The sequence below is a fragment of the Xanthomonas sp. A1809 genome, from assembly GCF_017746015.1.
In the GTDB taxonomy this organism is placed as follows: Bacteria; Pseudomonadota; Gammaproteobacteria; order Xanthomonadales; family Xanthomonadaceae; genus Xanthomonas; species Xanthomonas euvesicatoria.
The window spans coordinates 395,799-408,648 of sequence record NZ_JAGHWZ010000004.1; the positions used below are offsets into that span (position 1 = coordinate 395,799).

At 65.0% G+C, this 12,850-nt stretch carries 13 protein-coding genes; 4 read left to right on the top strand and 9 right to left on the bottom strand.

Going from position 1 to position 12,850, the window contains the following annotated elements; all coding sequences use genetic code 11:
- Positions 1 to 214: 214 nt before the first annotated feature.
- Positions 215 to 1,318, top strand: coding sequence for a D-alanine--D-alanine ligase (ddlA, locus tag J7396_RS05655; RefSeq protein ID WP_109290521.1), 1,104 nt, complete (start codon positions 215 to 217; stop codon positions 1,316 to 1,318).
- 188 nt (positions 1,319 to 1,506) lie between these two features.
- On the opposite strand, the gene J7396_RS05660 is transcribed toward ddlA, so the two are convergent.
- From J7396_RS05660 to oleC, 3 genes are all read right to left on the bottom strand, one after another.
- Positions 1,507 to 1,665, bottom strand: coding sequence for a DUF1328 domain-containing protein (locus tag J7396_RS05660; protein ID WP_003468167.1), 159 nt, complete (start codon positions 1,663 to 1,665; stop codon positions 1,507 to 1,509).
- 64 nt (positions 1,666 to 1,729) lie between these two features.
- A complete protein-coding gene (oleD, locus tag J7396_RS05665) occupies positions 1,730 to 2,740 on the bottom strand; it encodes a 2-alkyl-3-oxoalkanoate reductase (RefSeq protein ID WP_008572201.1) in 1,011 nt (336 codons plus the stop codon).
- Between the two features lie 231 nt (positions 2,741 to 2,971).
- Entirely contained in the window at positions 2,972 to 4,633 is a 1,662-nt protein-coding gene (gene oleC, locus J7396_RS05670) for an olefin beta-lactone synthetase (protein ID WP_209261125.1), read from the bottom strand.
- A gap of 320 nt (positions 4,634 to 4,953) precedes the next feature.
- Between oleC and J7396_RS05675 the strand changes: the two genes are divergently transcribed.
- The gene (locus tag J7396_RS05675) at positions 4,954 to 5,337 is read left to right on the top strand and encodes a YkgJ family cysteine cluster protein (RefSeq protein WP_008572198.1); all 384 of its coding nucleotides are present in this window, start codon (positions 4,954 to 4,956) and stop codon (positions 5,335 to 5,337) included.
- Positions 5,338 to 5,492: 155 nt separating this feature from the next.
- On the opposite strand, the gene J7396_RS05680 is transcribed toward J7396_RS05675, so the two are convergent.
- The 4 genes from J7396_RS05680 to J7396_RS05695 all read right to left on the bottom strand — a co-directional run bounded on the left by J7396_RS05680 (position 5,493) and on the right by J7396_RS05695 (position 9,205).
- On the bottom strand, positions 5,493 to 6,395 hold the full coding sequence (locus J7396_RS05680) for an alpha/beta fold hydrolase (protein WP_014089013.1): 903 nt from the start codon (positions 6,393 to 6,395) through the stop codon (positions 5,493 to 5,495).
- Between the two features lie 148 nt (positions 6,396 to 6,543).
- Complete coding sequence (locus tag J7396_RS05685) at positions 6,544 to 7,683, bottom strand: Fic family protein (RefSeq protein WP_209261126.1); 1,140 nt, start codon at positions 7,681 to 7,683, stop codon at positions 6,544 to 6,546.
- Between the two features lie 83 nt (positions 7,684 to 7,766).
- Positions 7,767 to 8,783: a 3-oxoacyl-ACP synthase III gene (locus J7396_RS05690; RefSeq protein WP_008572193.1), complete on the bottom strand. Its 1,017-nt coding sequence runs from the start codon at positions 8,781 to 8,783 to the stop codon at positions 7,767 to 7,769.
- Positions 8,784 to 8,884: 101 nt separating this feature from the next.
- Positions 8,885 to 9,205 carry a DUF4156 domain-containing protein gene (locus J7396_RS05695; protein WP_008572192.1) on the bottom strand — a complete coding sequence of 107 codons (321 nt, stop codon included), beginning with the start codon at positions 9,203 to 9,205 and terminating at the stop codon, positions 8,885 to 8,887.
- Positions 9,206 to 9,591: 386 nt separating this feature from the next.
- On the opposite strand from J7396_RS05695, the gene J7396_RS05700 reads away from it, so the two are divergent.
- Together J7396_RS05700 and J7396_RS05705 are read left to right on the top strand one after the other, a co-directional pair.
- Positions 9,592 to 10,053, top strand: coding sequence for a hypothetical protein (locus J7396_RS05700; RefSeq protein ID WP_029818268.1), 462 nt, complete (start codon positions 9,592 to 9,594; stop codon positions 10,051 to 10,053).
- Between the two features lie 26 nt (positions 10,054 to 10,079).
- Positions 10,080 to 10,556, top strand: a complete 477-nt coding sequence (locus tag J7396_RS05705; protein ID WP_008572190.1) for a tRNA (cytidine(34)-2'-O)-methyltransferase — start codon at positions 10,080 to 10,082, stop codon at positions 10,554 to 10,556.
- A gap of 350 nt (positions 10,557 to 10,906) precedes the next feature.
- On the opposite strand, the gene J7396_RS05710 is transcribed toward J7396_RS05705, so the two are convergent.
- Positions 10,907 to 12,136, bottom strand: coding sequence for an MFS transporter (locus J7396_RS05710; protein WP_008572189.1), 1,230 nt, complete (start codon positions 12,134 to 12,136; stop codon positions 10,907 to 10,909).
- A gap of 92 nt (positions 12,137 to 12,228) precedes the next feature.
- Positions 12,229 to 12,846: a hypothetical protein gene (locus J7396_RS05715; protein WP_003488352.1), complete on the bottom strand. Its 618-nt coding sequence runs from the start codon at positions 12,844 to 12,846 to the stop codon at positions 12,229 to 12,231.
- Positions 12,847 to 12,850 lie beyond the last annotated feature (4 nt).

A 12,850-nucleotide genomic window follows, 5' to 3' on the forward strand; every position in this document is an offset into this window, starting at 1 on the left:
GCATGTCGCAGCTGCCCGACGGCGGTGTGGCACGTGCGCCGGCTGTCGGTACGGCGGTCGTGCGGTCGTTGCGACGGCAGGTTGCCGGGCACCGCGGCGCATGGTCAGGCGCATCGGGCACGCCGGCGTTGTTCGCCATGGTTGGCTGCAGCACGACTTCCTTCAGCGCATACGCCACAGGCATCCTGTCCACTTCCAATGGCAGGAGCAGGCAATGCGCATGATTCGGGTCGGCCTCATCTTCGGTGGCAAATCGGCCGAGCACGAGGTCTCGTTGCAATCGGCGCGCAATATCCTGGATGCACTAGACCCGCAACGCTTCGAGCCGGTGCTGATCGGTATCGACAAGCAAGGCCAGTGGCACGTCAACGACCCCGACAGCTTCCTGCTGCATGCCGACGACCCGGCGCGCATTGCGCTGCATCGTAGCGGGCGCGGCGTAGCGCTGCTGCCGGGCGCGCAACAGCAGCAGGTGCGGCCGATCCAGCCGGAGCAGGCGCTGGCGCAGATCGATGTGGTGTTCCCTATCGTGCACGGCACCCTGGGCGAGGACGGCTCGCTGCAGGGGCTGCTGCGCATGGCCAACCTGCCCTTCGTGGGCTCCGGCGTACTGGGCTCGGCGGTCGCGATGGACAAGGACATGGCCAAGCGCGTGTTGCGCGATGCCGGGCTGGCGGTGGCGCCGTTCGTCTGCTTCAACCGCCACACCGCCGCGATGGCCGATGTAGAGGCGTTGATCGCGCAGTTTGGCTTGCCGCTGTTCGTCAAACCGGCCAACCAGGGCTCGTCGGTCGGCGTCAGCCAGGTGCGCAGCGCCGATCAGTTCGCCGCTGCACTCGCCTTGGCCTTGGCCTACGACCACAAGGTGTTGGTGGAAGCGGCCATTGCCGGGCGCGAAATCGAATGTGCCGTGTTGGGCAATGCCACACCCCAGGCCAGCGTCTGCGGCGAGGTGGTAGTGCACGACGCGTTCTATTCGTACCAGACCAAATACATCAGCGAACACGGCGCGGAGATCGTGATCCCGGCCGACATCGATGCGCGGACCCAGCAGCGCATCCAGCAAATCGCGGTGCAGGCTTACCAGGCGCTGGACTGTGCAGGCCTGGCACGGGTGGATGTCTTCCTGTGCGCCGATGGACGCATCGTGATCAACGAGGTCAACACGCTGCCGGGCTTCACCCGCATCAGCATGTATCCGAAATTATGGCAGGCAAGCGGGCTGGACTATCGCAGCCTGATCACGCGGTTGATCGAGCTTGCACTAGAACGGCATGCCGGCGACCAATTACTGCGCAGTGCGGTCCAATTGCCTTGATAGCGCTGCCGCCGTTACATCGCATACAAGCGCGCGACCACGACCACGACGCCGCGCTTGTAACCACCATTGCACATTCAAAATGCGCGCATCTCCGGCCACAACGCACAGGGCCCGCATCCTTGCGGAAGCGGGCCCTGTGAGCGCCAACCGGCAGCGCCGCTGCCGTGACGTATCGCAGCTAAGCGTTATACCTTGCCGCGACGGAACATCGAGATCACTGCCAGGATCAGGAACACCACGAACAGGATCCAGGCGATGTTGGTCGCCGCACCGGCGATACCGCTAAAGCCCAGCACAGCAGCGATGATGGCGATGACGAAAAAGATGATGGCGTAATGCAGCATGGCAAGGTATCCAGAAGTTGTCGTGCCGAATCGGCGCAGACGTATCTTGTGGATATGCCGGTCTTTATCCGGTGATGGCGATGTCGTTGGAAGATGAGGATCGCAGCCGTTGCAGGCCTTCTTCGATGCTGATGCGCGGTACATAGCCGAAGTCGCGACGTGCCGGCTCCATGCTGTACCAATGCGGCGTACACAGCTGTTCCACCAGAAAACGCGTCAACGGCACCTCGCCTGGCAGACGCAACAGTGGCCATAGCGTTTCGCACACGGCGCCGATGCGGTAGGCGGTGTTGAATGACAGCGAGCGCGTGACTGCCGGCGCGTCCACCGCAGCCAGCAAACGATTGAGCAACTCGCGCATCGGCAGCGGTTCGCCATTGGAAATGAAGTACGCCTTGCCTGCGCAGGCAGCGCCCACGGCAAGGTGCTCGAACGCATCGAAATGCGCCTGCGCGGCGTTGTCGATGTACGTGCTGTCGACCAGATTGCTGCCATCGCCGACCATGCGCAGCCGCCCGGCACGCGCACGCGCGGCCAGGCGCGGCAACAAGTGATTGTCGCCCGGACCCCAGATCAGGCGCGGTCGCAGCGCCACTGTCGCCAACTGGGCATCGTTGGCGGCCAGCACTGCACGCTCGGCAATGGCCTTGGTTGCCGCGTAGGCGGCGCGCAGATTCTCGCCATACGGCACTTCGTCGGCACCGAGTCCTTCCACCGGGTTGGTGGCGCGATGGGTGACGCTGGGCGTGGAGGTATAGATCAACCGCGGCACGCCATTGGCGCGACAGGCCTCGATCACGTTCTGCGTGCCCACCACATTGGCCTGGTGATAGCTGTCGTAACTGCCCCATGCGCCGGCCTTGGCGGCATTGTGGAACACCGCATCGATACCGGCGAAGGCATGCCGCACCGCCTGCGGGTCGGCCAGGTCGCCGCGGATCTGGCCCACGCCCAGGCGTTGCAGCACCGGGTAATCGCCGCGCTGGAAGCTCACCACCTCGTGCCCACGCGCGCGCAGGCCGCGGCACAACGCCTGGCCAAGAAAGCCGCCACCACCGGTCACCAATACCTTCATCGCACCACACCTCGCCTCTGAGGGACGACACCATAGCCGGCCACACCCGACTTGGCGATCTTGCGTCGACGCGCGGCCGTGCAGGCTGCCGTCGAGGGCCGCAGCGACCAACAGACACTGCGCCTAATCCCTGGCGGGCGGGTGGGTGCGGTGATCGGAATCGACCGCTTGCGCGCTGCAATTTACGAGTGCGCCATCCATACCCGCCTGACTACTAGGCGCTGCCTGTTGTCATCCGTTCTTATGCAGCTGCTGCGCTGCCCACACCGCCAGCGTTTCGCGGCCGATCTTGGCGTTGTGGCGGATGTCGACCGGAAAACCGGAGTGGCGCAGGAAACGCGCGATACCTGCGGTGTGCGGGTGGGCAGCGCCCAGCGCGCGCAGGTCGCTTTCCACCTGTGCGAACGCAGGAGCAGACACCCCCGGCTGCAACTCCACGCACAGCACCGGTTGCTGCTGTCCGGGCGCACCCACGCCCACCAGCGCGGTGCGCCGCACCTGCGGATGCACGTTGAACACCGGCTCCACCTGTTCGGTGTACAGCGGGCCGCTGGCGGTTTCCACGCGCTGGGTCTTGCGCCCACAGAACCACAAGCGTCCTTCGGCGTCGAAATATCCGACATCGCCCATGCGGTGCACGACGCGCTCGCTGCCATCGCTGCGGCGTTCGCGAATTTTGGCGATGCGCGTGGCCGCATCGCGGTTGAAATAGGTGTCGGTGGCGGTGGGGCCGGCAACGGTGATCTCGCCGACCTCACCGGTCGCCAGCACGCGCACGCCACTCCAATCGGCAATGGCCGCATCGTCAATCGCAATAATGCGCACCTCATTCGGCGCGACCACCTGGCCCACACAGGTGCCGGCACCAGCCTCGGTGGCGGCGCGCGTGGCATCCAGGGTGCGCCCTTCGATCGCGGCCACCGGCAGGCATTCGGTGGCGCCGTACGGGGTCCAGAACTGCGCATCGTCCGGCAGCAGCGCGCGGATCTTCGCCACCACATCCGGCGGCACCGGTGCACCGGCCGACGTGGCCAGGCGCACGTTGGGAAGCGGCTGCCCATAATCGGCCAGCACGCGCATCAGGGCCGGCGAACCGAACAACTGGGTGATACCGAAGCGCGCGATCGCATCATGCAACTTGCGCGGGTCGGCACTGCCCGGGCGGGTCGGATCCATGTCCGGAATCACCGAGGTCAGCCCCAGCGCCGGATCGAACAAGGCGAACGGCGGAAACGTCGGCAGATCCACCCCGCCCGGCTGCATGCCGAACGCATTGCGCAGCAATTCGATCTGCCCAACAAAGTGCCGGTGGCGATACACCACGCCCTTAGGCACGCCGGTCGAGCCGCTGGTGAACAGGATCGCCGCCACATCGTCCGGCCCGGTGTGGGCCAGCTGGCTCCCGGCGCCGGCACCATCGCGCTCCACGCGCGCCAGCGTCACCCCGCCCCAGCCATAACGTCCGCCGACGGTAACGATCTGTTTGGCAGAGCGCGCCCAGCGCAGCAAACGGCGCGCCAGCTGCGCCAGCGGAATGCCGATAAATGCCTGCGGCTGCGCTTCGTCCAGGCACTGCTTGAGCGCACGCTTGTCGATCCCCGGATCCACCAGCACCGGCACCGCGCCAGCCTTGAACAAGGCGAACATCAGCAGGAAGAATTCCGGCGACGGCCGCACCATCACCACCGCACGCGCGCCGCGCCCGATGCCGTGGCGTGCCAGCCCGGCGGCGATCGCATCGCTGCGCGCATCCAGCTCGGCATAGCTCAAGGTCAGATCGTAGGCGGCAAACCCGTTGGCGCCGCGAGTGCCCGGGCAACGGATGGCGATCTGGTCGGGGCGCTCGCGCGCCAGTTGCGGAAGGGTGGCCGCGATATTGCAGAGGGTCGTCATCTGCGCATTATCACCCATGCGCCAATGACGCCGGCCGCTGCAGGCTGCCTGAAGGCGACGCGCGGCGCGGGCGCAAGCGCGGCTCATCATCGCCTGACGCCATGACGCATCGATGCGCGGCAGTACCCGACCCAATCGCCGCAACGCGTTCGCAGCGCATGCCTGGGTGCGCGACACGCGTGGAGCGCCGCCCACCCAGGCATGGCGGCGCGCATCTGAATCGCTAACCGGTCACCGCGGCACGCTACTTGTATCGCGGCGCGGTTCGGTCAAAATGCCGCGCTTCCCACGCGATTTCGCCGCGCCAGGCCCGGCACTCCATGGCACACCCCTGCCTTACCTGCGGCGCCTGCTGCGCCTATTTCCGCGTCAGTTTCCATTGGAGCGAAGCCGATCCTGCATTGGGCGGCAGGGTGCCGATCGAGCTGACCGACGCCCTACGCACGCATGAGCGGGTGATGCGCGGCACCTCGCAGTCGCAGCCGCGCTGCATCGCGCTGGACGCGGACATCGGGCGCTACAGCCGCTGCAGCATCCACGACCGCCGCCCCTCGTCCTGCGCGGCCGTGCCGGCCTCGCTGGAATTCGGGCAGCGCAGTGCGCAATGCGATAAATCGCGTTTGGCGCACGGCCTGCACGCACTGACCGATGCCGATTGGGTTGGCGTGGACGACGCACAACGCAACCCGCTGCCGCCGGTGTAATGCCGTAGCGCAGCACCTGGTGTCGTGCTCGCAATCGCGTCGGCAGGCATCTGGCCGAGATGACCGATGCGCTGCATCGGATTTGGATGCAGTCATTCCAGTCATTGCGTGCAGTGAGCTGACGCGTAGCCGCACGCTGCTGCCGGCGCAATGCGCTAGAGCGGATTGCGCTCCAGAAACGCGCGAATCGCCGGCACCAACACCTCATGCTTGTCTTCCAGCACATAGTGATTGGCATCGTCGAATGCTGTCACTTCGGCCTGCGGCAGTGCCTTGCGAAAGCCGGCCAGGAAGTGCTTGTCGAAGCAAATGTCGCGCAGGCCCCAGGCAATGAAGACCGGACGATCGGCGAACGCAGGCAGCGCCTGCGCCGAGCGCTCCAGCAGCGACCACCCCTTGTCGGCCGGCGATAGCGGAATATCCTGCATGAAGCGGATGGTGGAGATGCGATTGCGCCAGTTGTTGTACGGCGCCACATACGCACGGCGTACATCCGACGGCATCGGCCGCGACACGCCCAACCATGAAGCGCCGGACGAGAACGCATTGAACGTGCGGATGAACCACTCGCCCAGCCGCCAGTGCCGGCCCATCGCAATCTGCCACGGCATCGGCTTTTCCGCCGGCAGCGGGAACGCTGCGGTGTTGGTGATGACCAGCCGCTTGACCTGGGCGTGATGCGACAACGCCCAGCCGAACCCGATCATGCCGCCCCAATCGTGCACTGCCAGCGTCACCGGCCCGGTGATGCCCAGATGTCGCAACAACGTATCCAGATCGTCCACGCGCGATTGCAGCGTGTAGTCATAACGCGGCTGCGCGTCGGGCGCATCGTCCGGCTTGTCGGACAGCCCCATGCCGATGTGATCGGGCACGATGCAGCGGTAGCGATCGGACAGGCCGCTCACCAGATGCCGCCACAAATAACTCCACGACGGATTGCCGTGCAGCATGACAACCACCTCGCCATCGCGCGGGCCTTCGTCCAGATACGACATCGCAACGCCGGGGCGCACTTCAAGGCGCTTGGGGGTAAAGGGGTAGCCGGGGTAATTCATGCAAAGACGCGTCCGATTCAGTTCGAGTAATTTCGCGCGGTGCAGGTGCTGCCCTGTACCGCACACAAGTGCAGATTACGTTGATTGTCACGATGCGTCCGGGCCAAGGCACGCCGCCCGTAGCGGAGATTCGCATAGATCCCAAGCGTCACTCGGCTTGCCTCGCATGCCCCCGATACGGCGGCAGTTGATGCTCGTCGCTGGACAGCAGCTGTAGAAATGCCGGATGTAGGAACAGTTTTTCTTTGCCTAAACGCTGCTCTTTCAAGACACCGATATCTACCAGTTCCTTGAGGTGACGTGCAGCGGTTTGCCTGGTCACGCCCAGCACCTCTACAACATTTTGGATGCGGCAATACGGCTGGTTGAAGATCACATCGACAAGCTCGCGGCTGCAGGCCTTCGGTGCGAGGCTGCGGACGTGATCTTGCGCCTGTGCCTCCAAGCCGCGAATCGCCTGGATTTTGGCTGTTGTCCATGCAGCAGTCTCAGCGACGGCAGCGAGCATGTAATGAATCCACTCGGCCCAGTGCCCATGCCGCGTCACGTCCAGCAGCAAGCGGTAGTAGTCGCTGCGATGTCGAATGATGTAGCGCGACAGATACAGCACCGGTACATCGAGTAATCCTTGTTCGATCAGCATCAGCAGATTCAACACCCGCCCTGTGCGACCGTTACCATCGGTAAATGGGTGGATCGCTTCGAATTGATAATGCGCAACCGCCATCCGGATCAATGGATCGACATCGGTGTGTTCGTGGATGAAGCGCTCCCAGTTCGCGAGTTTGTCGCGTAGCAGCGTTTCACCCACTGGCGGGGTATAAGTGATCTGCTGGATCTGATCGTTAGCCAGCGCAGTACCAGGCACGCGACGAACCTGCATCTGCACCGCTTTGATACGACTGCACACGACAATCGCGGTTTCGGTACACAGCGGCCGCTGTCTGAGCGATTGAAAGCCTTCGTACAGCGCACTGCGGTAACGCAGGGCTTCTTTGGTCGCGGGATTTTGGGCGCGCTCTTGGTCGTCTGCGTAGCGAAATAAATCGTCAGTGGTCGTGACGATGTTTTCGATCTCCGAGCTGGCCTGCGCTTCCAGGACCGGAATTGTATTGATCAACACGGCCGGGTTGGGTAACAACGCGGTGGCCTGTTTCAGTTCGGCCAGGGCGGTGCGTGCGACGATGCAAGCCTTGAGCAGGCTGCGGGTTTCTATATCTCCCGCCGGCGGTAGCGGCGGGAGAGCAATGTGGGGTTGACCCGGGTCGAAAGCGGGTGGTTCATCCATGGCACCTGCTCATGTTGCGAGAACGAACATGATGCAAGAACGCGTTCTAAAAATCCATTTTTTTTAACGCGTCTTTCCGTGCATCACCAAACCACTTCCGCCATCGAGCAATTCAAGCCCGAGCCAATGCCCAGCAGCGCGATGCGGTCGCCCTTCTTCAGGCGGCCCAGCTCCTTGAGCTTGCTCAGCACGATCGGCACCGAGGCCGGGCCGATGTTGCCGTGCTCGCCGAAGATGGTCATGACCTTGGCCGGGTCGATGCCGAACGACTTCACGAAGGCGGCGGTGTGCGGGCGGCTGACCTGGTGGATGACGAACTGGTCCAGCTCCTCCACCGCCCAGCCCAGCACCTGCCTGGCGGCCATGAAGGTCTTCTGGGCCAGCTTGATCCCTTCGATCAGCAACAAGCGGGTGTCGGTGACCATGCGGTCCAGGTTGCCCCGGCACAGCTTGTTCCACTCGGTGGCCGAACGGGTCACGCCGCCCTTGTAGCGCGGCGCGTCGGGCACCAGCTCGGTGCGCGCCATCACCATGGCTGCTGCACCGCAGCCCAGGGTCAGCGCGGCAAGTTCGTTGCGGAACTCCTCCTCGGTGACATCCGGCGAGGTCATGCGCTCAAGGGTCTTTTCGTACACCAGGTTGGCAGTCTCGCCATCCACCACCAACGCGTAGTCGATCTCGCCGCGCTCAAGCATGCGTGCGGCGATGTCCATGCCATTGATGAAGGCCAGGCAGGCGTTGGCCACGTCGAAGGTGACGCAGTGGTCGCCCACGCCCAGGTTGCCGGACACGATGGACGCCGTGGACGGCTCCAGGTAATCGCGGCTCACCGAGGTGTTGACCAGCAAGCCGATCTTCTCGATGCCGATACCGGCATCGATCAGCGCCTTGCGCGCGGCCTGGGTGGCGGCGTCCGATGCCTGGACATCCTGGTCCCACAAGCGCCGTGCATGGATACCGGCAACGTCGCCCAACACGTCGGTCTTGATTCCGAGGCGGTCGTAGGTCGGTTGCAGGCGTTCGTTGATTTCCTTGGAAGTCAGCGTGTGCGGCGCATCAACATGCGCCAGTCCCGCGATGGAGACATTCTGGAAGAGCATCGAAGTAGCGCCATGGCGTCAGGCGAGGGGGCGCTAGTCTAGCCGCTGGCTGGTTTTACCGCATCTTTACAATTGAATCGCCTGCGCCCCAGCCCAACGGTTCAGCGCGGGGGGCAGCGGAAGGCGTTGAAACGCTGGCTGCCGTCGGCCGGCTGGCCTTGCGCCTGCACCGCATTGGCGTTGGCGCCGGGGGCCTCGTTGCGCGCCAGCGTTTCCAGCTCTTCCTGCACGCGCAGCGGGTTGCGGTTGTAGAAGCCGACCTTGCTCTTGACCGTCACCACCACTTCGCCCTGCTGCTGACACCCCGCTGGCACAGGGCCTGCGGGCAGCACCCGCACACTTTTGCCGCTTTGTTCGATCGGCACCCAGGTGCACGCCGCAGTGGTGGTGGCAACCAGAACAGACAGCATCAGCACGCGCATAAGTCATCACACCTGTGGGGAAAGCCGGATTGTGCCGCAGTTGCCTGCTGGCGATCCGGCGCGCGGTGGCACCCGCCATCCACCCATTCAGCGCACCGAACCGCCTTGCCTTGAGCGTGCATACCCGTTTAGCCGCGGTGTCCGCCGTCCTGCAGCGCGTCCGGGTGTCCGGACGCGGACACTCTTACGCGGCTGAAATCCCTTTAAAAACAATGGCCTTTTGTTGGCACACCGTTTGCTCCCCTGTATCTCGCAACCGCCGACAGCCGCTGAAACTGACTTTTCGCTGAACAAAATAAAAAGCCACGCGAAAGTTCTTGTGCGCACCAAAACGGTGTACTACCTTACTACCACACCACTGATTAACAACACCAAGAGACCTCGCCATGAAGACCCAGACCCTGCGCATCGCCCTCTCCACCGCCCTGTTCGCTGGCGCCACCCTGGCCGGGTTTGCCCAGGCCGCGAGCCTGACCACCCTGGACACCGTCCAGGTTCGCCCGGCCGCCGACCAGATCGCCCAGCAGACACTGGAGCGCAACAGCGCCATTCGCACCCTGACCGCCGTGCAAGTGCGTCCCTCGGCCGAGCAAGTGGCCGCACTGGCCGCCGAACAGGCCGGCCCGCGCATCGTCACCTTGGCGGCGGTGCAGGTGCACCCTTCGGCTGAACAGCGTGCCGACCTGGTGGTGCGCAGCGCCGCCTCCAGCGCGCAGAGCGCCTCCAGCCAGGCAGCTGGCGCCATCGGTGCACTGATGGGCCAGGTCATCGTGAACCTGCCGACGCCGCAGCTGCAGCCCTCGCCGGCCGAACTGGAAGCGCTGGTCAACGCCGCCATCAGCCTTTAAGCACGCGCGCAGCTACACTTGCGCGCATGCCAGCACCTGTCCTCGACGTCATCCTGTTTCAGCCTGAAATTCCGCCCAATACGGGCAATGTGATTCGCTTGTGCGCCAATACCGGCGCGCGCCTGCACCTGATCGAGCCGCTCGGCTTCGACCTCAGCGACAAGCAGCTCAAGCGCGCCGGCCTGGACTACCACGAATACGCGCCGTTGCAGGTGCACACCGACCTGCCCAGCGCCCTGGCCGCGATCGCGCCCAAGCGCGTCTTCGCGCTGAGCACCCGCAGTACGGTGCGCTACGACACACCGCAGTTCGCCGATGGCGATGCGTTTTTATTTGGTCCGGAAACCCGCGGCCTGCCGGCCGAGGTGCTGGAGTCAATTCCGCCGCAGCACCGGCTCCGTTTGCCGATGCGCCCGGACAACCGCAGCCTCAATCTGTCCAACACCGTTGCGGTGATGGTGTTCGAAGCCTGGCGGCAATGGAATTTCGCTGGCGGCCAGTAACCAGGCGATAGCCGGGACTGTACGCAACGGCATGCGCCTGCGTGCCTGCTGGCAAGACCGCATCGACGGACGCGCGATGAGATGGTGGCTACCGCACCTGATCTCTCACCAGGACGCGGCATCTGTGGTGGTAGCTATCGTTGGACAGCGACAGACACTGCATCGATCCGGACCAACGAGGCGATGATGTGCGCCGCGTCATCTGCGCGACTGCCAGGCCTGCCGGCCGACAGGACACGCCCCTGGTCAGAGCGCACTTGCTCGTCCCTACCAACGCAGTGCGATCGATAGCGCGCAAGTCGCGACGGACAGCGATCGGTCGCTCCGCTTGCGCGCGCCCTGCGCACCGGTCACAGCACTGTCTCGGCCTGCATGGAAGCCGCTGCCTGCAACATGCCGCGACAGCCGGCCCATAACGCCACTGCCAGCAGCGCGATCGCACCCAAGGTCAGAAACGCGATGCGGTAGCCGAAGGCATGCGCCAACCAGCCACCAAACGCCGGACTCAGTGCCGCACCGACGCCCTGCACGGTCATCACCGCGCCCTGGCCGACATTCACGCGCCCGGTGCCTTGCAACAACCGCGCGACCAGTGCCGGCACCACCACGCTTTGCAAGCCGGCGCCGAGCCCATCGAGGATCTGCACCGGAAACACGCCCCAGCCGTGAATCACCGATGCCGCCACCAAGGCGCGCAACGGCAGGGCCATGAACGCCACCAGCAGCACCCACCAGTGCCCATGCACGCGTATCCAGCGCATCGCCAGCAACGCGACCACCACCATCGTGGCCTGTGCCACCACGATGGTGGTGGCCGTCAATGCACTCGGGTCGCCGGCGTGCGCCGCCACGATCGCCATGCCGTACAGCGGCAGCATCGCCGCATTGCCCAGATGGAACAGCCCCAGCGTCACCGCCAGCAGCGCCAGCGGGCGGCAGGTCAGCAGCACACGCCAACCGCTCAACGCATCCCCACCGTTGTTGCTTGCCAGACCGCGTGCTGCGCGGTGGTCGATGGCCGCAGCCGGAATCGCCAGCACCGCCACCAGCGCCAGGGCGCCGAAAAAGGCGGTCAGCAGGAACACGGCGGCGAAGCCATAGCGCCATCCCAACCAGCCGGCCAGCACCGCGGCCAGCACGTTGCCCGCATGGTTGGCCACCTGATTGCGCGCCAGCTGATGGTCGAAACCGTGCGCGTGCACCAGCCCCAACGTAATGCCCGTCAATGCCGGGCCAATGCCGGCCGCTGCCAACGCCGAGGCGATCTGGGCGGCGACCACGCCCGAAGAGGTGGGCTGCAGCCAGATCAAGGCGGTGGCAAGCAGGATCGCCAGGCAACCGACCACCACCACGGCGCGTTTGCGCCGGGTGGCATCGACCAGCGCGCCGGCCGGTGTGGTGGCGAGCATGCCGGCAATGCCGCCCACGCTCATCACCGTGCCGATCGCCGCCACCGACCAGCCTTTGGATTGCAAAAACACGCTGAGGAACGGCCCCAGCCCGTCCTGCACATCGGCCACGCTGAAATGCAGTGCTTCCAGCGCGCGTGTCCCACGGGGCCTGGCCTTGGTCATCGGCATGGCACCGCTCCGCTGCGAGCGCGCACGAAGGCGCACGTGGCAGGCCACGGGGCGGGCATCTCAGTGGCGCGCGGTGGCCGCATGTCAGGCTCCTAGTGTTTGGGCTTGGGCTTGGGTTTATGCGCAGGGCCGTGCGGTGGATGCTCGATCTGCTTCAGCGTCGCCGCCTTGCCACCCAAGGCATGGGCATGGATCAGCACGCCGTGCGGCGTGGCCTTGGTCTCGCCTTCGGCCACCAGTGGCTTGCCGACCACTAGCTGCTTGGCGAAGTCGCCACCGGCATGCGGCGGAAACCGCACCGTGACCGCATCGTCCAGCAGCACGCCATGCACCTGCCCATGCGGACCGTGCAGCAACCGGGTGATGGTGCCGCTGTGCTGGGCCACTTCCGGCTTGGGCGGTTTGCCGGGCGGTTTGGGTTTGGGCTTGGCATGCGGCCCATGCGGGCCTTCATCGAGGATGCGCTTGCCGCCTTCCGGATCGATTGCCAGCGCCACCAGCATCTCCACGTCGCGCGGCTTGAGGCCACGTACGGTGAGCGCGCTACCAGGCTTGAGCGCCTTCAGCAGCGCCTCGGACAGATGCGGCGGGGTGTGCACTTCGGTGCCATCGGTGAGCAGCAGGCCGTCGATATCGGCCTTGGGGTTGAGCAGGAAACGCGCCAGGGTGCCGCGGGTGGCGGGGAGGAAATCAGGGTCGACCCAATGCATGGTG